At 68.5% G+C, this 20383-nt stretch carries 19 protein-coding genes and 1 tRNA gene; 17 read left to right on the top strand and 3 right to left on the bottom strand.

Annotation, left to right across the window (positions count from 1 at the left end; genetic code table 11):
* Positions 1–11 precede the first annotated feature (11 nt).
* The 14 genes from LBW94_RS09185 (at position 12) to LBW94_RS09120 (ending at position 15232) form a co-directional block, all read left to right on the top strand.
* The gene (locus LBW94_RS09185) at positions 12–1838 is read left to right on the top strand and encodes a flavin-containing monooxygenase (RefSeq protein WP_225062264.1); all 1827 of its coding nucleotides are present in this window, start codon (positions 12–14) and stop codon (positions 1836–1838) included.
* A gap of 41 nt (positions 1839–1879) precedes the next feature.
* Positions 1880–2815: an SDR family NAD(P)-dependent oxidoreductase gene (locus LBW94_RS09180; RefSeq protein WP_225062265.1), complete on the top strand. Its 936-nt coding sequence runs from the start codon at positions 1880–1882 to the stop codon at positions 2813–2815.
* A gap of 2 nt (positions 2816–2817) precedes the next feature.
* Positions 2818–4527 (top strand): thiamine pyrophosphate-binding protein, encoded by a 1710-nt coding sequence (locus LBW94_RS09175; protein ID WP_225062266.1) that lies wholly within the window; start codon positions 2818–2820, stop codon positions 4525–4527.
* Complete coding sequence (locus LBW94_RS09170) at positions 4527–5951, top strand: aldehyde dehydrogenase family protein (protein ID WP_225062267.1); 1425 nt, start codon at positions 4527–4529, stop codon at positions 5949–5951. Before LBW94_RS09175 ends, LBW94_RS09170 begins: the two co-directional genes overlap by 1 nt.
* 3 nt (positions 5952–5954) lie before the next feature.
* Positions 5955–6497 (top strand): nuclear transport factor 2 family protein, encoded by a 543-nt coding sequence (locus LBW94_RS09165; protein ID WP_225062268.1) that lies wholly within the window; start codon positions 5955–5957, stop codon positions 6495–6497.
* An 8-nt stretch (positions 6498–6505) separates the two neighbouring features.
* Positions 6506–7366 carry an SDR family NAD(P)-dependent oxidoreductase gene (locus LBW94_RS09160; protein WP_225062269.1) on the top strand — a complete coding sequence of 287 codons (861 nt, stop codon included), beginning with the start codon at positions 6506–6508 and terminating at the stop codon, positions 7364–7366.
* A gap of 78 nt (positions 7367–7444) precedes the next feature.
* On the top strand, positions 7445–8005 hold the full coding sequence (locus tag LBW94_RS09155; RefSeq protein ID WP_225062270.1) for a nuclear transport factor 2 family protein: 561 nt from the start codon (positions 7445–7447) through the stop codon (positions 8003–8005).
* Positions 8006–8044: 39 nt separating this feature from the next.
* Positions 8045–8869 carry a TauD/TfdA dioxygenase family protein gene (locus LBW94_RS09150; RefSeq protein ID WP_225062271.1) on the top strand — a complete coding sequence of 275 codons (825 nt, stop codon included), beginning with the start codon at positions 8045–8047 and terminating at the stop codon, positions 8867–8869.
* A complete protein-coding gene (locus LBW94_RS09145; RefSeq protein ID WP_225062272.1) occupies positions 8866–9609 on the top strand; it encodes an SDR family NAD(P)-dependent oxidoreductase in 744 nt (247 codons plus the stop codon). Before LBW94_RS09150 ends, LBW94_RS09145 begins: the two co-directional genes overlap by 4 nt.
* A 15-nt stretch (positions 9610–9624) precedes the next feature.
* Positions 9625–10812: an ABC transporter substrate-binding protein gene (locus LBW94_RS09140; protein WP_225062273.1), complete on the top strand. Its 1188-nt coding sequence runs from the start codon at positions 9625–9627 to the stop codon at positions 10810–10812.
* A gap of 10 nt (positions 10813–10822) precedes the next feature.
* Positions 10823–13537, top strand: coding sequence for a branched-chain amino acid ABC transporter permease/ATP-binding protein (locus tag LBW94_RS09135; protein ID WP_225062274.1), 2715 nt, complete (start codon positions 10823–10825; stop codon positions 13535–13537).
* A gap of 3 nt (positions 13538–13540) precedes the next feature.
* Complete coding sequence (locus LBW94_RS09130) at positions 13541–14233, top strand: ABC transporter ATP-binding protein (protein ID WP_225062275.1); 693 nt, start codon at positions 13541–13543, stop codon at positions 14231–14233.
* A gap of 29 nt (positions 14234–14262) precedes the next feature.
* The gene (locus LBW94_RS09125) at positions 14263–14844 is read left to right on the top strand and encodes a carboxymuconolactone decarboxylase family protein (protein ID WP_225062276.1); all 582 of its coding nucleotides are present in this window, start codon (positions 14263–14265) and stop codon (positions 14842–14844) included.
* A gap of 112 nt (positions 14845–14956) precedes the next feature.
* The gene (locus tag LBW94_RS09120; protein WP_225062277.1) at positions 14957–15232 is read left to right on the top strand and encodes a hypothetical protein; all 276 of its coding nucleotides are present in this window, start codon (positions 14957–14959) and stop codon (positions 15230–15232) included.
* A gap of 28 nt (positions 15233–15260) precedes the next feature.
* On the opposite strand, the gene LBW94_RS09115 is transcribed toward LBW94_RS09120, so the two are convergent.
* Both LBW94_RS09115 and LBW94_RS09110 read right to left on the bottom strand, forming a co-directional pair.
* A complete protein-coding gene (locus LBW94_RS09115; RefSeq protein WP_225062278.1) occupies positions 15261–16754 on the bottom strand; it encodes a carboxylesterase/lipase family protein in 1494 nt (497 codons plus the stop codon).
* A gap of 49 nt (positions 16755–16803) precedes the next feature.
* Positions 16804–17544 carry an AraC family transcriptional regulator gene (locus LBW94_RS09110; RefSeq protein WP_225062279.1) on the bottom strand — a complete coding sequence of 247 codons (741 nt, stop codon included), beginning with the start codon at positions 17542–17544 and terminating at the stop codon, positions 16804–16806.
* Positions 17545–17632: 88 nt separating this feature from the next.
* Between LBW94_RS09110 and LBW94_RS09105 the strand changes: the two genes are divergently transcribed.
* From LBW94_RS09105 to LBW94_RS09095, 3 genes are all read left to right on the top strand, one after another.
* A complete protein-coding gene (locus tag LBW94_RS09105) occupies positions 17633–18802 on the top strand; it encodes an MFS transporter (RefSeq protein ID WP_225062280.1) in 1170 nt (389 codons plus the stop codon).
* A 29-nt stretch (positions 18803–18831) separates the two neighbouring features.
* Positions 18832–19470, top strand: coding sequence for a lipoyl(octanoyl) transferase LipB (gene lipB / locus LBW94_RS09100; RefSeq protein WP_225062281.1), 639 nt, complete (start codon positions 18832–18834; stop codon positions 19468–19470).
* Between the two features lie 95 nt (positions 19471–19565).
* A tRNA-Met gene (locus LBW94_RS09095) sits at positions 19566–19639 on the top strand.
* Here LBW94_RS09095 and LBW94_RS09090 read toward each other — a convergent pair.
* Positions 19640–20341, bottom strand: coding sequence for a hypothetical protein (locus tag LBW94_RS09090; protein WP_225062282.1), 702 nt, complete (start codon positions 20339–20341; stop codon positions 19640–19642).
* Positions 20342–20383 lie beyond the last annotated feature (42 nt).

Here is a 20383-nt window from a genome sequence, read left to right as displayed (position 1 = left end):
GAGGATTTCGAATGCAGAACTGCGAAGCCACGCAGACCCCCGAGGTCGACATCCCCGCGCTGCGGGCGAAGTACCTCGCCGAGCGCGACAAGCGGCTGCGCCCCGAGGGCGGCGAACAGTACCGCGAGGCCGACGGCCAGTTCGCCGAGTACTACGAGGGCGATCCGCATCAGCCGGTGCAGCCGCGCGAGGCCATCGACGAGGACATCGAGGTCGTCATCCTCGGTGGCGGTTTCGCGGGCCTGATCGCCGCGCACCGGTTGTTGAAGCAGGACGTCTCCGATTTCCGGATCATCGAACTCGGCGGTGATTTCGGTGGTGTCTGGTACTGGAACCGCTACCCCGGTATCCAGATCGACTCGGACGCCTACTGCTATCTCCCGCTGCTCGAGGAGACCGGCTACATCCCGTCGGAGAAGTACACCCACGGCGACGAGTGCTACGAGCACGCGCAGCGCATCGGCAAGCAGTTCGGGCTGTACGAGAAGGCGATCTTCCACACCCTGATCCGCGGGCTGGAATGGGACGACACGATTGCGCGGTGGCGCATCACCACCAATCGCGGTGACGACATCCGCGCGCGTTTCATCGTCATGTGCCAGGGCCCGTACAACCGGCCGAAACTGCCGGGCATCCCGGGAATCACCGATTTCCAGGGCCATATGTTCCACACCGCGCGGTGGGACTACGAATACACCGGCGGCACCCTGCACGGCGGGCTGGACAAGCTCGCCGACAAGCGGGTCGCGGTGATCGGCACCGGCGCCAGCGGCGTGCAGGTGATTCCGCACCTGGGCCGGGACGCGCAGCACCTCACCGTATTCCAGCGGACCCCGTCGTACATCTTCGAGCGCGGCGACGTGGCCACCGATCCGGAATGGGCCGCCGGATTGCAGCCCGGCTGGCGGGCCGCCCGGCAGCGCAATTTCCACAATGCCGCCTTCGCGTTCTACTCCCCCGGCGAGCCGGACCTCATCTGCGACGCGTGGACCGAGGTCAGCCGCAACATGGCCCGCAAGCTCGACGAAACGAACGGCTGGGCCGCACTGGCCGATCCGCTGAAGTTCATGGAGCTCAAGGAGATCGAGGACTACCGCGCGATGCAGCGGGTCCGCAACCGGGTCGACGCCATCGTCGAGGATTCGGCGACCGCCGAGGCACTGAAGCCGTACTACCGGCATCTGTGCAAGCGGCCGTGCTTCAGCGACGAATATCTGCCGACCTACAACCGGCCCAACGTCACCCTCGTGGACGTGTCGGAGGAGAAGGGCGTCGAGCGGATCACCGAGAAGGGCGTGGTCGCCGGCGGCGTCGAATACGAGGTCGACTGCATCATCTTCGCCAGCGGTTTCGAGATCACCACCGCGCTGGAGCGGCAGTTCGACATCAAGCCGTTCGCCGGGCGGGGCGGGAAATCGCTGTACGAGCACTGGGGCCAGGGTGCTCGCACCCTGCACGGCATCATGTCGCACGGCTTCCCGAACCATTTCGCCACCGGCTACGTGCAGGGCGGCGTGACCGCGGCCACCACGCTGATCTTCGAGCAGCAGGCCGATCACATCGCCTACATCATCGGCGCGGCGCAGCGTCAGGGCATCAAGGTGCTCGAGCCCACCCAGGAGGCCGAGGACGGCTGGGTGGCCACCATCCGCGCCAACGCGATCGACAACTCCGAATTCGTCGAGACCTGCACGCCCGGTTACTACAACGCCGAAGGCGCGCCGAACGGCCGTGGCTTCCTGGGTGATCCGTTCTGGGGCGGGTTCTACGTGCTGGAGGAACTGCTACAGGCGTGGCGGGACACCGGCACGCTCGAGGGCCTCGCGCAGACCAAGTGACCGCATGCGGTCCGCGATACACACCGTGAGAGGAATTTTCGTTGCCTGAACTCAGATTCGACGACCGCGTCGCCGTGATCACCGGCGCCGGACGGGGGTTGGGGCGCTCGTACGCCGAACTGCTGGCCTCGCGTGGCGCCAAGGTGGTCGTCAACGACGCCGGCGGCACCATGCGCGGCGACGTCGTCGAGAAGAATGTCGCCACCGAGGTCGTCGAGGCCATCGAGGCCGCCGGCGGCAGCGCGATCGCCGCCACCGATTCGGTGGCGACCGCCGCCGGCGGACAGGCGATCATCGATGCCGCGCTGGATGCGTACGGCCGCATCGACATCCTGATCCACAACGCCGGCAACGTGCGCTACGGGTCGCTGACCGAGCTCAGCTACGAGGATTTCGACGCGGTGCTGGACGTGCACCTGCGCGGCGCCTTCCACGTATCGCGGGCCGCGTTCCCACACATGGCGAAAGCCGGCTACGGCCGGGTGGTGCTGACCTCCTCCATCGGCGGCATCTACGGCGCGCAGGCGTGCGCCAACTACGCGGCGTCCAAGGCCGGCGCGATCGGGCTGTCGAACATCATCGCGCTGGAGGGCGCGGCGGTGGGGGTCACCTCCAACGTCATCCTGCCCTCGGCGCTGACCCGGATGGCCGAGGGCATCGACACCTCGGCCTACCCGGACATGCGGGCGGAACTCGTCGCCCCCACGGTGGCGTATCTGGCGCACGAATCCTGCACTCTCACCGGCGAAATGCTGATCGCCATCGCGGGCCGGGTGGCCCGCGCCTACATCGCGGAGACCCCGGGCGTGTATCAGCCGTCCTGGACGGTCGACGAGGTCGCCGCGCGCATCGACGAAATCCGCAATACCGACGACTCGTGGCTACTGCCGCCGGTGCCCTCGGGGCAGGCCGACCACATCGGTCGCAGCTTCGCGATGGCGATCGCGGCGAACAACGCAGGCACGGAAGGGAAGTGAGCATGGCGACCATCAAGGTTTACGAACGCATTCTGGAACTGTTCGAGGCCGAGGGCATCAACACGATCTTCGGTATCCCCGATCCGAACTTCGTGCACCTGTTCCTGCGCGCCGAGGAGCGCGGCTGGAATGTCGTCGCGCCGCACCACGAGGAGTCCGCGGGCTTCATGGCGGAGGGCCTGTCCCGGCTGACCGGCAAACCGGCCGTCGCCATCGGCACCCTCGGCCCCGGCATCGCCAACCTGGCCGGCTCGATCATGTGCGCCAAGGTGGAGAACTCGCCGATCATCTTCCTCGGCGGCCAGCGCGCCCGGATCACCGAGCAGCGCGTGCGCCGCGGCCGGATCCAGTTCGTGCAGCAGGCCGGACTGATCGAGAACTCCGTGAAGTACAGCGCCAGTATCGAATACGCGGATCAGGTCGACGAGATCATCCGTGAGGGCATCCGCACGGCGGTGTCCGGCCGGCCCGGCCCGGTGTACATCGAGTACCCGCAGCACGTGATCAACGAGGAGCTCGACCTCCCGCCGGTGCTGCCGCCGCATCGGTACCGGCTCGTCGGCCAGACCGCCGGTGCGGACAAGATCGCCGAAGCGGTGCAGTACATCCGGGCCGCGAAGCAGCCGGTGCTGCTGATCGGGCACGGCGTGCACACCGCGCGGGCCGGCGCCTCGGTGCGCGAGCTCGCGGAGCTCATGGCGGCCCCGGTGATCCAGACCTCCGGTGGCACTTCGTACATCGAGGGCCTCGAGGATCGCACCTTCCCGTACGGGTTCTCGCCGTCCTCGATCGACGCGGTCGTGAATTCGGATCTGTGCCTCGCGATCGGCACCGAACTCGGCGAGCCGGTGCACTTCGGCCGCTGGCGGCACTGGGTGGCCAACGAGGACATCCGCAAATGGGTTCTGGTGGAACAGGATCCGTCGGCGATCGGCGTGAACCGGCCGATCGACGTGCCGCTGGTCGGCGATCTGCGCGCGGTCGTGCCGCAGCTGGTCGAGGCGCTGCGCGACACCCCGCGCACGGCGACGCCGGACTTGCAGCGCTGGATCGACGAGGACGCCGCGCGTCTGGCCGAACTGGCCGAGACCGCGCCGTCGGGCCAGACCCCGGTGCATCCGGCGCGCCTGATCGTGGAGGCCACCAAGGCATTTCCCGCCGAGGGCATCATGGCCCGCGACGGCGGCGCCACCACGATCTTCGGCTGGACCTACTCGCAGGCCAAGCCGCACGACGTCGTCTGGAACCAGAACTTCGGGCACCTCGGCACCGGCCTGCCCTACGCGATCGGCGCCTCGGTCGCCGACGGCGGTAAGCGGCCGGTCATGCTGATCACCGGCGACTCGTCGTTCCAGTTCCAGATCGCCGAGCTGGAGACCGCCGCGCGGCTGAACCTGCCGCTGGTCTGCGTCGTCGGCGTCGACTATGCCTGGGGCCTCGAAGTCGGCGTCTACAAGCGGACTTTCGGCCACGACTCGCTCGAGACCGGCGTGCACTGGAGCAAGGAAGTGCGGCTGGACAAGGTCGCCGAGGGCTTCGGCTGCTACGGCGAATACGTCGAGCGCGACGAGGACATCGCCCCCGCCATCAAGCGGGCCTACGCCAGCGGCCGGCCGGGTGTCATCCACGTGGCCGTGGACCCGAAGGCGAACTCGGAGGAGATGCCGAGCTACGACGAATTCCGTACCTGGTACGCAGAAGGACAGCAGTGATGCGCGAATACCTGAAGTTCTACATCGGCGGCGAGTGGGTCGATCCCGCGCAGTCCGATACCTTCGACGTCGTCAATCCGGCCACCGAGGAACTCGCCGGGCGGGTGGCGCAGGGGTCGGCGGCCGATGTCGATCGCGCGGTCGCCGCGGCTCGCAAGGCTTTTCCGGCCTGGGCGGAGACCGATCGGAGCGTGCGGCTGGAGTTGCTGCGCAGCATCGAGGATGCCTTCGGCAAGCGCCGCGACGATATGGCCGCCGCGCTGACCGAGGAGATGGGCGCACCGTCCGCGCTGGCCGGCGGCTTCCAGCTGGATCTGGTGGTCGGGCATCTGGGCAAGGCGATCGAGGTGCTCACCGACTTCCCGTTCACCGAGCAGCGCGGCGATCTGCTGGTCGTCCGCGAGCCGATCGGGGTCTGCGGCCTGATCACCCCGTGGAACTGGCCGCTGGATCTCATTGCGGTCAAGCTGTTCCCGGCGCTGGCGACCGGATGCACGGTGGTGCTCAAGCCTTCCGAGCGTTCGCCGTTCACCGGCCAGGTGTTCACCGAGGTGCTGGCGTCGGCGGGTGTGCCCGCCGGTGTCTACAACATGATCCAGGGTGACGGGCCGAGTGTCGGGGTGCCGCTGTCCGCGCACGCCGGCATCGACATGGTCTCCTTCACCGGTTCCACCCGGGCCGGCATCGAGATCGCCCGCAACGCGGCGCCGTCGGTGAAGCGGGTCACCCAGGAGCTCGGCGGCAAGAGCCCCAACGTCATCCTCGACGATGCGGATCTCGCCGAGAACGTCGTCAAGGGCGTCGCGGCGGTCATGATGAACTCCGGCCAGACCTGTAGCGCCACCACGCGAATGCTGGTGCCCGCCAACCGGATCACCGATGTGATCGAGGCCGCGCGCGGCGCCGCCGAGGCGACCACCGTCGGCGATCCGACCGGTGACGCCGCCCTCGGCCCGGTGGTGTCGGCCTCGCAGTTCGACAAGATCCAGTCGCTGATCCAGCAGGGCATCGACGAGGGCGCCACGCTGGTCGCCGGCGGTCCCGGTCGCCCGGACGGACTGACCAAGGGCTACTACGTGAAGCCCACGGTCTTCGCGGACGTCAAGAACGACATGGCCATCGCGCGCGAGGAGATCTTCGGGCCGGTGCTGGTGATCATCAGCTACGACAGCGTCGATCACGCTGTCGAACTGGCCAACGACACCGAGTACGGCCTGGCCGCGAACGTGGCCGGGGCGGACCTGGATCAGGTCCGTGCGATCGCCAAGCGCATCCGCGCCGGCTATGTGTCCATCAACGACGGATTCGACTTCGGCAGCCCGTTCGGCGGGTACAAGAAGAGCGGAAACGGCCGCGAGTGGGGTGAATACGGTTTCCAGGAGTACCTGGAGATCAAGGGCATCCTCGGCTACGGCCAGGAGTAACCGGTGACCTCCGAGATGAGCACCACGGCAACCGATATCCGGAGCTTCGTCGCGCACGAACAGATCCGGCAGGTCGTCGCTCGTGTCGCACGCGGTGAGGACCGGCGGGACGCGACGCTGATCGGCGCCGCGTTCTGGCCGGACGCCACGGTCGATTTCGGGATCTTCGCCGGATCGTTCGCGGAGTACCTCGCCTGGGTGGTTCCGGGGTCGCCCGCGGTCCCGGTCACCCAGCACGTGCTGGGCCAGACCGCGATCGAGTTGAAAGGTGAGGTGGCGCTGGCGGAAACGCACGTCAACGCCTATCACCGGGTCGACTACGGCACCGAGCACCACGATGTGATGCTCGGCGGCCGCTACCTGGACCGGCTCGAGGAACGCGACGGTGAGTGGCGGATCGCGCAGCGCACCATGCTGTACGACTGGACGCAGGACTTCGGCGTCTCGGCCGACTGGTCGCAGGGTCTGATGGGCGAGCCGTTCTCCGGTGCGCACTTCACCGGCCGATCCACCGGTGACCACAGCGCAACCTTCTTCGGGCAGTGAGCGATTCGATGGGCACACTGTCGGAACAGGTGGCCGTGGTCACCGGCGCCAGCCGGGGCATCGGCAAGGGGATCGCGCTCGCGCTGGCCGAGCAGGGCGCCACGGTGTACGTCACCGGCCGCACGGTGACGCCGGGCTCCTATCCCCTGCCCGGCACCGTCGGCGAGACGGCCGCCGACTGTGATCGCCGCGGCGGCAAGGGTATTGCCGTCGCGGTCGACCACAACAACGACGACCAGGTGGCGGCGCTGTTCGAGCGGGTCGGCCGGGAGCAGGGCCGGTTGGACATCCTGGTCAACAACGCTTTCCAGCTACCCGAGGATCTCACCGATCCGGACCCGTTCTGGGACAAGCCCCTGTCGAACTGGGAGATGATCGACGTCGGGGTCCGCTCGAATTTCGTCGCCGCCTGGCATGCCGCGAAGCTCATGACACCGCGGAAATCCGGTCTGATCGTGGCGATCTCCGGCTACACCGGCGTCAGCTACACCTACGGCGTCGTGTTCGGCACCGCCAAATCGGCGGCCGACCGGATGGCCCGCGATATGGCCGTCGAGCTGAAACCCTATGGCGTGTCCTCGATCTCGCTGTGGCAGGGCCTCACCTGGACCGAACGCGCCGAACGCAATCTCGCCACCATCGAGGGCCTGTCGGAACAGGCGTCCACCCGGCCCGAGAACGGCTGCTCCCCGGAGTATCCGGGCCGGGTCATCGCGGCCCTGGCCGGCGACCCGGACCTGATCCGGCATTCCGGCGGCACCTTCATCACCGCCGAACTCGGCCGGGATTACGGCATCACCGACATCGACGGCAAGGTGATCCCCTCGCTGCGGGCCACCCGCGGTGAGCCGATCTGGGCGCCGGTCTGAACTGCCGCCCGGCGCACCACTTTTCAGTACACGCTCGTTCGCCGCATGATTTCGGCACATGATTCTTCGGAGACAACCATGACGACTTCGGTCACCGACGACCAGCTCGCAAAGCTCGCGCGACTGCTGGACCGGCAGGAGATCCAGGACGCGCTGACCCGTTTCAGCCGCGGTATGGACCGTTTCGACCGCGACCTGTTCCTGTCCGCGTTCCACGACGACGCCACCATCGCCGCGGGCGATTTCGTCGGCGGACCGGCCGAGCTGTTCACCTGGGCACGGGCCATGCACGAGGCCGGTCAGTACGCCACCCAGCACAACCTGCTGAACCTCACCGTCGACATCGATGGCGACACCGCGCACACCGAGCTGTACTACCAGTTCGTCGGCCGCAACCGCGACGACAGCAACTGGATCGCCGGCGGCCGGTACATCGACCGCCTGGAACGGCGCGACGGGCAATGGCGGATCGCGCTGCGCACCAATGCCATCGAATGGTCCGGACTGCTGCCGACCATGCCGATCCCGTTCGCGGACGTGCCCGACATCCAGGTCAACGGCGTCCCCTCGCGCAGCACCGCCGATCCCTCCTACACCCGGCCGCTGCTCAACAAACGCGAGCCGAACATCCCGGGCTGAACCCGGTTCCGATCCCCGAGGCAGGAAGGCAGAAGCGAGATGCCCGCGATCACCACGAAGAAACTGAGCGAGAAGGTCGGTGTCGAGGTCCTCGACGTCGACGTCGCGCGCCTGCTCGACGACGAGGACCTCCCCGGCGCGGTGCTGGATCTGCTGGAACAGCGCGGTGTGGTGCTGTTCCGCCAGTTGCACGCCGGTGACGAGGCCCAGGTGGCGTTCTCCCGGAAACTCGGTGAGCTGGTGCAGTTCCCGAACTATCCGAACCCGAACGTCATGGAGATCAGCTTCGATCCGGCCAACCCGAACGCGAAGTACTTCCCCAGCAACGACTACTGGCACATCGACGGCGCCATGGACGAAGTGCCCGCGAAGATCTCGATCATGAGTGCGCACGTCGTCACCCCGGTCGGCGGCGAAACCGCCTTCGCCAGCACCTACGCCGCCTACGACGACCTGACCGACGCGGAGAAGCAGGAATTCGAGGACATCCGGGTGGTGCACCGGATGGAGCGGATCCAGCGGCTGGCCTACCTGGACCCGACCCCGGAGCAGCTCGCCGACTGGGCGCGCTGGGTGGATCGCGAGCACCCGCTGGTGTGGACCCACGAAACCGGCCGCAAGTCACTGGTTTTCGGCGCCACCGCCTCCCATCTGGCCGGTGACGACAACCGCAGCCGGGACCTGCTCGACGAGCTGGAAGCACGCGCCACCACCTCGGACCGGGTGTTGCAGCACACCTGGGCCATCGGCGATCTGGTGTTCTGGGACAACACCGGACTCGTGCACCGGGCCTGCGATTTCGACAAATCCGAACCGCGCCGCATGCACCGTTCGACCGTCTTCGGAACGGAGTCCATCAAATGACCGGCCGCACAGCCATTGTCACCGGGGGCGCCGCCGGTATCGGCGGCGCCGTCAGCCGCCGCCTCGCCGCGGACGGCGCGCTGGTGGCGATCTTCGACCTCAACGGCGACGCGGCCCGCGCCGCCGCGGAATCCATCGAGGACGCCGGCGGCAAGGCCATCGGCCTTGCCGTCGACGTGTCCGACCGGGCGGCGCTGGACGCGGCCGTCACCGAGGTGCGGGCCCGGCTGGGCCGGCCCGCCATCCTGGTCACCAGCGCCGGGATCACCGTGAGCGGCCCGTTCCTGGACATCTCCGCCGACACCTGGAACAAGGTGCAGGACATCAACTTCGGCGGCACCTTCCACAGCTGCCAGGCCGTGCTGCCGGACATGATCGAGCAGGGCTGGGGCCGCATCGTCACCATCTCCTCGTCGAGCATCCACACCTGCAATCCCGGTCTGGCGGCCTATGTTTCGTCCAAGTGGGGCGTCGTCGGCCTGACCAAGGTGCTGGCCCTGGAATTCGCGAAGCACGGCATCACCGTGAACACCGTCCCACCCGGTTTCATCGAGACCCAGATGATGCGCGACACCGTGGAGCGCGGCTTCATCGATCTCCAGCAGCAGATCGACGCCACCCCGGTCGGCCGTGTGGGCCAGCCCGAGGATGTGGCCAACGCCTGTGCCTTCCTGATCAGCGACGAGGCGAGTTACATCACCGGCCAGGTGATCGATGTCGCCGGTGGACGCACGATCTGAATCCGGGACCGAGACATGACGAAGATGAGAAAGCTCGCCACGATCGCCGGCGCGCTGGCACTGGCGGTCGTCGCGGGCTGCTCCTCCACCGCATCGAAGAGCGCCGGCGGCGACACCGTCAGCGTGGGCGTGATCTGTAGCTGCTCCGGCGGCAGCATGACCGGATTCGATGTGCCCGTACAGGATGCGGTGCGGGCCTGGGCCGATACCGCCAATGCCGCCGGTGGCATCAACGGCCACAAGGTCGAACTGGTGCTGAAGGACGACGGCATGAACCCGGGCAGCGCGCTGTCCGCGGCCAAGAGCCTGATCACCGCGAAAGTGGCGGCGGTGGTGGACATCTCGATCCTCGACCAGTCCTGGTCCAGCGCCGTGGAGGCGGCGAAGATCCCGGTCGTCGGGGTGCTGAGCAACAACAAGCCGTTCGAGACCAGCCCGTACTTCTTCCCCGAGGGCCAGACCGGCGACAAGATCCACCAGGCGATCGTCGGCGTCGCGAAACAGGCGGGCGCCGCCAACCTCGGCTTCCTGTACTGCGCCGAGGCGCCGGTCTGCGCCGAGTCGGCGACGAAATTGACCGACGCCGGTAAGGAACACGGGCTGCCGGTCACCTACAACACGAAGATCTCCGCCACCGCACCGAATTACACCGCGCAGTGCGTGGCCGCCCAGCAGCAGGGCGTGAGCGCGCTGTACATCGGCAGCACCCCGGCGGTGATCGCGCACGTGGCCGAGGATTGCGCGCGGCAGAACTACCACCCGATCTACGTCATCCAGGGCGCCGCGTACGCGTCGAATCTGGCTGCGGCGCCGGGCCTGTCGGAGAACACCTGGATCCAGTTCTCCTCGCTGCCGTTCTTCGCCGACAGCCCCGCCGTGCAGCGCTTCAACACCGCGATGGATGCGAAATTCCCGGGTGTACGCCAGGATTCGAACATCTTCATCCACAACGCGATCATGGGCTGGGTCTCGGGACAGGTGCTGGAACAGGCCGTCCGCAACGGCGCACCCGCGGGTACCGCGGTGACCAGCGACACGGTGGTCAAGGGCCTGGAATCGTTGCGGGACTTCACCGCCGACGGTCTCGCGCCACCGCTGACCTTCACCGCCGGGCAGCCGCACCACATCGACTGCTGGTTCACCGCGCGGGTGCAGGGCGGCACCCCGCAGGTACTGAACGACGGCAAGACCACGTGCGCCTGAACGGATCCGCGTGAACGCCTTCCTCCCCTTTCTCGTCGCGGGCCTGGCCACCGGTGCGGTATACGGACTGGCCGGGCTCGGCGTCGTGCTCACCTACAAGACCTCGGGCATCTTCAACTTCGGCTACGGTGCGGTGGCGACGCTCAGCGCCTACCTGTTCTATTTCCTGCACGTCGACCACGGCCTGCCGTGGCCGGTCGCGGCGGCGGTGTGCCTGCTGATCCTCGCTCCCGCAACGGGTCTGGCGCTGGAGCTGCTGGCGCGGTCGCTGGCCGGGGCGAGCGGGATGCTGCGGGTGGTGGCCACGGTCGGGCTGATCCTCATCGTGGCGGCCCTCGGCGCGCTGTGGCATCCCGGAAATCCGCCCACCTTCGGGCATTTCCTGCCGCAGTCGACGGTGCGGCTGGCGGGGGTGAACGTCACCTGGGAGCAGGTCATCCTGTTCGCCGTCTCGCTGGCCGCGTCGGCGGGGCTGTTCTGGTTCTTCCGCGCCGTGCGGCTGGGCATCGTGATGCGGGCCGTGGTCGACGATCCGGATCTGGTCGCGATGAGCGGCGACGATCCGGTGCGGGTGCGGCGCTGGGCCTGGATTCTCGGCACCGTGTTCGCTTGCGTCGCAGGGCTGTTGCTGGCCCCCAGCCAGCCGCTGGACGGGATCACGCTGTCGACGGTGGTGTTCGCGGCATTCGGCGCGGCGGCGGTCGGCTATTTCACCAATCTGCCGCTGACCTTCGCCGGTGGGCTGGTGATCGGCGTCGCGGCCGCCTTCATCGACAAGTACGCGGCCACCATCGGCTGGATCGGCGGCCTGTCCCCCGCGCTGCCGTTCCTGGTGCTGTTCGTGGTGCTCATCGTGACGCCACGCGGCAGACTGGTTGCCCGGCAGTCGGTGTCGCGGCTGGCGGTGCGCCGCGAGTACCACGCGCCGGCACGGGTGCGGCTCACCGCCGGCGCCCTGGTGATCGTCGCGCTGGCGCTGGTGCCGAGTCTGCAAGGTGACCATCTGGCGGTCTGGTCGGCGGCCTTGATCGACATCATGCTGTTCCTGTCGCTGGGCCTGCTGGTCCGGCAGTCCGGGCAGATCTCGTTGTGCCACCAGGCTTTCGCGGCCGTGGGCGCGGCGGCGTTCGCGCACTTCTCGGCGGTGGCGGGGATGCCGTGGCTGGTGGCCCTGTTGCTGGCGGCGCTGGTGGCGGTGCCGGTCGGCGCGATCATCGCCATTCCCGCCGTGCGAGTGTCGGGGGTGTTCCTGGCGCTGGCCACCCTGGGTTTCGGCATCCTGGCCCAACAGGTGTTCTACACCAGGGATTTCATGTTCGGCCCGTCGACGATGGGGATCGCCGAACGCCGCCCGTCCTTCTCGATCGGCGCCCTGGATCTGTCCTCGGACAGCGGGTTCTACTATCTGCTGCTGGTCGTGACCGTGGCGGTGGTGGCGCTGGTGACCGCGATCGGCCGGGGCCGGTTGGGACGACTGCTTGCCGCGCTGTCGGATTCACCGCTGGCGCTGGAGACCCACGGCGCGAACGCCGCCGTGCTCAAGGTGATCGTGTTCTGCGTCTCGGCAGCACTCGCCGCGCTGGCCGGCGCGTTCACCGGGATGCTCTACCAGTTCGGTGTCGGAACGTATTTCGACTGGTTCAACTCGATCGTGATCGTGGCCGTGGTCGTGATCATGACGATCGGCAGCCCCTGGTACGGTGTGCTCGCCGCGGTGCTCTACGCCGTGGTGCCCGATTACATCCAGGGCGCCACCACCAACAGCGTGCTGCAACTGCTGTTCGGCATCGGCGCGGTGACCGCGGTGTACGGCACACGTACCGCCGCCACCCCGGCGACGATGCGCCGGTTCCTGGATCGGCTCGGGGGCCGGTCCGCAGCCGAACCGGCTGTCGCGCATTCTGTTCCCGCCGAGCCACCGGCCACCGCGCCTGTGACCCCGGCCCGCGCGGGCCTCGAGGTCCGGGACCTGTCCGTGCGCTTCGGCGGGGTCACCGCCGTCGACCACGTCACCCTCACCGCCCGGCCCGGTGCCATCACCGGCCTGATCGGCCCCAACGGCGCCGGGAAGTCCACCACCTTCAACGCGTGCAGCGGTCTGACCCGGCCCGGCTCCGGCGCAATCCGGCTGCACGACACCGACATCGGCCGCCTGGGCACCGCCCGGCGGGCCCGGCACGGCCTCGGCCGCACCTTCCAGCGCACCGAACTGTTCGACAGCCTGTCCGTGCGCCGCAACGTCGAGATGGGCCGCGAGGCCGCCCTCGCCGGCGCCAATCCCATTGCGCACCTGACCGGTTCCCGCCGGGCGGCCCGCGAACTGGCCACCGCCACCGACGAGGCCCTGGCGCTCACCGGCATCGAACACCTCGCCGACACCCAGGCGGGACTGCTGCCGATCGGCCAGCGCCGGCTGGTGGAACTGGCCCGCGTGCTGGCCGGTCGATTCGATCTGCTGCTGCTGGACGAACCGTCCTCCGGCCTGGACGCCCACGAGACCGCGGCCTTCGGCCGGGTGCTGCGATCGGTGGTGCGGGCCCGCGGCACCGGAATCCTGTTGGTGGAGCACGATATGACGCTGGTGCGCGAGATCTGCGACCAGGTGTACGTCCTCGACTTCGGCGCGCTGATCTTCGCGGGCTCCCCCGCCGACATGCACACCTCACCGCAGGTCCGCGCCGCCTACCTCGGCGACGCCACCGACCCCGTCCCGGCCGGAGAGTAGCCGATGCTGACCCTGCACTCGGTGACCGCCGGATACGGTACGACAACGGTGCTACGCGAGGTGTCCCTCACGGTGGGCCCCGGCGAGGTGGTCGCCCTGCTCGGCCCCAACGGCGCCGGGAAGACCACCCTGCTGCGCACCGCCACCGGTTTCGTCCGCCCTCGTTCCGGCCGAATCGAATTCGACGGCGCCGATCTCACCGGCCGACCGCCGCACCGCTTCACCCGGCACGGCATCTGCCACCTCCCGGAGGGCCGCGGTGTCTTCGCCTCGCTGACCGTCCGCGAGAACCTGATCGTCCAGGCCCGCGGCCGTGATCGCGACGCGGCGATCGCGACGGCCACCGACCTGTTCCCCATTCTCGGTGCGCGCCTGCACCAGACCGCGGGCAGCCTCTCCGGCGGCGAACAGCAGATGCTCGCCCTCTCCCGCGCCTACCTGACCCAGCCGAAGGCGGTGGTCGTCGACGAGGCGTCGTTCGGCCTCGCCCCCCTGATCGTCGACCAGATCTATCAGGCCCTCGAACGCCTGGTGGCCGAGGGCATGTCGCTGATCCTGGTGGAACAATACGTCCAGAAGGCCCTGGACCTGGCGACGACGGTATACATCCTCGGCCGCGGCGAGATCGTCCACACCGCCCCCGCCGCCGAGATCGACCCGGCCGAGATCTACGAACGCTACCTGGGCATCGACTGACCGAACGCCCACCGACGGAAGGAATCCCGATGGCACGCATCAACCCCGTGGCCCCCGAGGACTGGTCCGAGGAGATGACCACGTTCATCACCGAGTTCCGCACCGCCGTACTCGGCGAGGAACTGGTCCAGTCCCGTCCCGGCGGCGCCAACCTGCTCGGCACCCTGGCCGGCTACCCGAAACTGGCGAAGGCCTTCCTGGCTTTCAACGGCCACTTCCTCTACGGCTGCTCGCTGTCGGACCGCCAGCGCGAACTGATCATCCTCCGCGTGGCCCACCGCCGCCGCTGCCGCTACGAATGGGCCCAGCACGTCCTGCTCGCCGACGACGCCGGCATCACCGCCGAGGAGATCGCCCGAGTCACCACCGGCCCCAAGGCCGCCGAATGGAAACCCCTGGAAAGCGCCCTGCTGCAAGCCACCGACGACCTCCTCTCCCGCGGCACCATCGCCCGCGACACCTGGAGCCTGCTGGCCGCCGAACTCGACGAACATCAACTCATGGACGTCGTCTTCACCGTGGGCACCTACGCCACCGTCGCCATGGCCCTGCGCGCCTTCGACATCGAACCCGAACCCGACCTCACCCCCTACCTCCCCACCCGCCGCTGAGCTGATCCTCACTGCGGGTGTCAGCCCCGGCGAACACGGGCGGTATCTGCCGCCCGAAACCGAGGCCGGCGGCGCCAACCTGCGTGAACTGCACATGCGGGGCGTCGGCGCGTTGACGACCGTTCTGGACGACCCGTTCGAGCAGGCGTTGGCCTACTTCCTGTTCGCCGCGTTGCAGCAGTTCTATTTCGACGGCAACAAGCGCACCGGCCGGGCGATGGTGAACGGGCACCTGATGACGCATGGCATGGACGCCATCAGCGTTCCCGCCGCGCGGCGCCTGGAATTCAACACCAGGATGGTCGACTTCTACCGCACTCGGAACGCCGACGGGATGTTCGCGTTCCCGGCGTCCTGCCACCCCGATCGGCAGACCGGAATGCACTGAGGCTCAGCGCATTCCGGTGTGCCGAGGCTCAGCGGGTACGGGACTCCCGGAGGGCTTGCAGTTCGTCGCCGCGGAGGTCGGGAACCTCACCGGCGGCCGGGTGGTCGAAGATCCGGACCGGGCGGCCGGTGGTGTCGTAGCGAGACCAGCCCGGGTCGCCGTGGGTGGCGAAACGGACCCAGGCGCTGTGCATGTCGTCGGCCAGCGGCTGGGGTGGGGTCGGGCCGGTGAGGCGGTGGGCGTCGTCGAGGCGGTCGAAGACGAACGGGATCTCCATGGCGTGGCTCGCGCCCAGGCGGGCCACCTCGGAGCGCCAGGCGAATTCGTAGACGTAGGCCGGTTCGCCTTGTGCCACCACGTAATCGGCGATGCGGGTGGCGTCGTCGCGGAAGACGAGGTCGGAGGCGATCGCGGCGAACAGGTCCGCGGCGGAGGCGCCGGGGCGGTGGGCCGCGTAGAGGTCGGCCACCGCCGGATCGATACCGTAGCGCGGGAGCATCAAAGGCAGTGTGGCGTCGGTGATTCCGGCGTCGAGACCGGCGGGGAAGGTGAAGAAGCGGAATTCCTCGCGGTTCCAGCCGATCACCAGCGGCACGGCCCGGTCCGGCTGGGAGGTGATCAGATCGAGGGGGCGGGCGGGCAGCAGGTCGCCGTCGATCACCGGGAAGAAGCTCATGATGCCGAGGCCGCCGGTGATGACGGTGGCGCCCCAGCGGTCCGGGTCCGGCTTCGTCATCAGGTCGAGCGCGATCGCGTCCTGGGCCGCCTGCAAGCGCTCCGGCGGTACCGCGCCGAAAGCCGTTGGGGTGGGCTCGATGTCGAGTTTCTCAGCCAGCCGGATCGCGGTCAGCCGGGCATCGCCGGCCGCGGCGACGCCGGAGGCGTTGCCGCTCTGCACGATCGCGCGGCGGAACAGTCCACGGGCCGCGGGCGAGGCGATCAGGTTCACCACGCTCATGGCCCCCGCCGACTCACCGAACACGGTGACATTGCCGGGATCACCGCCGAATGCGGTGATGTTCTCCTGCACCCAGCGCAGTGCGGCGATCTGGTCGTGGATCCCCCGGTTCAGCGGCGCGCCCGGCACCGCGGCGAAGCCGGACAGCCCGAGGCGGTAGTTGATCGACACCGTGACCACCCCGTCGCGGGCGAAGGTGCCGCCGTCGTAGATCGGCAGCGCGTTCGAGCCGCGCACGAAGGCCCCGCCGTGGATCCACACCAGCACCGGCAGGCCCGACCCGCCCGGGTCCGGGGTCCACACGTTCACGTTCAGGTATTCGTCACCGGCGATCAGCTCGTGCCCGATCAGCGCCTCGATCGGGGGCGGATACGGCGATTGCAGGCATCCGGCCCCGAAGGAGAGGACGTCACGCACCCCGGACCACTCGGTGACCGGCCGCGGCAGGTCGAACCGCGCCGGACCCACCGGCGCCGCCGCGTACGGGATGCCCAGGAACGAGCTCACCCCGCCCTCGGTGACACCCCGAACCTTGCCGCCGGTGACGGAGACGATCGTTTCCATGTGAACTCCTCGTGAACTCCACCCGATTGTGCACCATCGATAACCCGCCTCACATCGGACCTGCGCGATACGTTCCCGGCGTGTGCCCGAGGACGCGCCGATACACGTCGATGAACGCGCTCGGCGTCGCCCACCCGCACCGGTGCGCCACCACGGTGACCGGCAGCCCCTCGGCCAGCAGTTGGGTCGCGCGATGCAGCCGCAATCCGGTGCGCCACCGCGGATAGGTCATCGCCGTCTCGGCCTGGAACAGCCGGCTCAGCGTGCGTTCGGCCGCGCCGACTCGCCGCCCCAGCTCCGCGAGTGTCCACGCCACCGTCAGATCCGCCTCGACCAGCTCGCAGGCGTGCCGCAGCCGCGCGTCGCGCGCGGCGGGCAACCGCAGCGCCTGCTCCGGGCTGCGCCGCAGCCGATCGAGCAGCACCCGCCGCAACCGCCCGGCCTCCGCCGCGGGCAGCGCATCCGCCCCCGAACAGGCGACGATCAGCCCCCGGATCAGCGGCGTGACGGTGAGCACGATCGGCGTCGGCCGATCCGGAATCAGGTCGGAATCGAAAGCGACACAATGGAATCGAGCCGGACCGTAGAACCGGTGCTCGTGCCGGCAACCGGCCGGTATCCAGATCGCCCGATCACCGGGCGCGATCCAGTCGCCCGCGTCGGTGCGCACCTCGACCGCCCCGGAACTCGAGTACACCAGCTGCGGCCCGGGATGGCTGTGCCGGTCGATGTGCGCGCCCTCGGCCAGGTCGTAGGTCACCGTGGGGGTCGGCGAACTGTGGCGGGTCATCGACACATTTTGTCAGATTATCGGAAGCCCGCCCCCCGCCGGGATTCCTACGCTGATCCAGAACCTTCCGAACAGAGCGGAGCCCGCGATGAGCGTGATCGACGAACAAGCACCGGCACAAGCGAATTCGGCCTGGCAGCGGATGCGCTACTGGGTGATCGCGCACGCCGTGGACGACTTCTACCAGGGCCTGGTCCCCGCGGCCATCCCGTTCTTCGTCCTCGAACGTCACTACAGCTACACCGCGGCCTCCGGCCTCGCCCTCGCCGCGACCCTGGGAAGCGCACTGCCCCAACCGTTCCTGGGCCTGCTCGCCGACCACCGCAAGCTCTTGTGGATGGCCCCGGCCGGATTGGCCACCGCCGGCATCGGCGCCGGACTGGCCGGACTGGCCCCCGGATACGCCGTGGTGTGGATCCTGTTGCTGCTGTCGGGAATCGGCGTCGCCGCATTCCATCCCGCCGCCGGCCGCGACGCCCGCCGCGACGCCGGCGACAGCGCCACCGCCATGAGCCTGTTCGCCGTCGGCGGCAATCTCGGTTTCTTCCTCGCCCCCGCGCTGGCCACCCCGGCCCTGGTCGCCCTCGGCGTCGGCGCGACCGCCTGCTTCGTCCCGCCCGCGATTCTGATGGGCGTGGTGCTGTGGCGCTACCAGCAACGCCGCGCGGAATTCCACGCGAGCACCGCCCGCACCGGCGGACGCGACCGCTGGACCCCGTTCCTGCTGCTCACCGCCATCGCCGTGGTGCGCTCGGTCATCGCGTTCGGCATGAACACCTTCATCGCCCTGTACTGGATCAACCACCTGAACGCCTCCCGCACCCTCGGCGGCATGGCCCTGACCGCGTTCCTGGTCGGCGGCGTCCTGGGCACCCTGCTCGGCGGCCGCATCGCCGACCGCGCCGGAATGCTGCGCACGATCCACATCGGCAGCATCGCCGCCCTGCCCGCCCTGATCCTGCTGCGCGTGGTCCCCGAACAACACCTGGCCCCGGCCGCCGCCGTCCTGGCCGGTCTGGCGGTGAACATCCCGTTCGCCGTGCTGGTCACACTGGGCCAGGACTACCTGCCCGGCCGTCCCGGCACCGCCAGCGGCGTCACCCTCGGCCTGGCCGTCAGCGCGGGCGGCCTGTTCGTCCCGGTCCTCGGCATGCTCGCCGACCACCACGGCCCCCAATCCGTCCTGACAATCCTCTGCATCGTCCCCGTGGCCGCGGTGATCCCCGGCTTCCTGCTCCCCGCCCCCAGCCACGACTGAGCATCCCCGGCTCTGAGTACCCTCGACTCATGAGGTCCAGGCCGTTGACACTGATCCAGGACGAGCTCGTCGACTACGACAAGGCGATGGAGCGCATGGCCGAGATGGTGGAACAACGGCAACGCGGCGAACGCCCCGACACCCTCTGGCTGCTCAGCCACCCGCAGGTGTACACGATCGGCCGCCGCACCCCCGCCGACCACCTCCCCGACCCCACCCACGGCATCCCGGTCCTGGAAACCACCCGCGGCGGCCAGCTCACCTACCACGGCCCCGGCCAGCTGGTCGGCTACCTGATCGTCCAGCTGGCTCCCGGCGAGGGCGTGGTCGACTACATCCGCGAGGTGGAACACCGCCTGATCGACGCCCTCTCCCACCTGGACGTCCCCGCCGAACGCCGCGACACCCCACCCGGCGCGGAACTCCTGACCGGCGTCTGGACCACCACCACCGCCCGCAAGATCGTCTCCATCGGCATGCGCGCCAGCCGCAATGTCACCAGCCACGGCTTCGCCCTCAACGTCGACGGCGACCTGCAACCCTGGGCCTGGGCCGTGGCCTGCGGCCTCCCCGAGGTCGACATGACCTCGGTCCTCCGCGAGGCCGGCCGCACCGACATGGACGAGGTCCGCAACGTGGTCGCCACCGCCTTCGAAGCCCACCCGTAGCCGCTTCCAAGATCGCCACTCCGAGCCCGAAAACCAGCCATGACCAGGCGATTTGGATCCTCGGATAAGACGTGTGTAATGTTGTGTTCACCCGACGCGGGGTGGAGCAGCTCGGTAGCTCGCTGGGCTCATAACCCAGAGGTCGCAGGTTCAAATCCTGTCCCCGCTACTAGTACGGCCTTACCTGAACCAGTGTCCGAAAGGACATCGGCAAGGGTAGGGCCGTTTTCTTCTTGTCTGGTTCCCCCGTCTCCATCTTGGACGAGGGACGCCGCCGACGCTTCCTCGATCGTTCGGCCCTGTCCCCAGGTTCATGCTCGGCTCGGTCGACAGCCAGTTGGACACCACTCGGTGCGGTGGCTGTTCGATGCCGGTAGGCCCGATGCGCATCGTGGAGTTCAGTGAACAACGGTGTCTTGTCATCGTCGGCCACCTCCGGGTCATCCAGGTAGAACCGTTCGAAGAACGTCTCGTTCAGCAGGCGACGGATCACATCCGTGCCGTCTTCATACAGCTGACGTGGGTTGGACAGCAGCCGGAGGGCATTACGGAGCATGTCGACGCCGAGGCTCAGTTCCGCCGCCGTGTTGGTGAGTCCGGCCTGGATGCGAGCACGCTGGATGGCGATCTCCTGCAACTTGGCCTTGATCTTGCCCGTCGGCATCGTGTCATCGGCGAGTGCGGACACCAGTCGGTCTTCCTGCTGATCGAGCTTCTTCAGCTGCCGCTGGAGGGCAGCGTGCCGTTCCTTCACACTGGCGGATTCGTCGGCCAGCGTCTCGTCCAGAAGGCCACGAAGCTCGCTCAAGAAGTTCTCTGGCAAGCCAAGGGTTTGGTAGTGATCAACGATCGCCTGTTCGACCATTTCCACCCGCAGATGCGGCAGATCGCAGAGTGCGAAAGTTCCTGGGAA

Origin of the sequence: Nocardia sp. alder85J (genome assembly GCF_020176955.2) — a bacterium.
Taxonomy (GTDB): domain Bacteria; phylum Actinomycetota; class Actinomycetes; order Mycobacteriales; family Mycobacteriaceae; genus Nocardia.
This window is presented reverse-complemented; position numbering and strand designations above follow the sequence as displayed.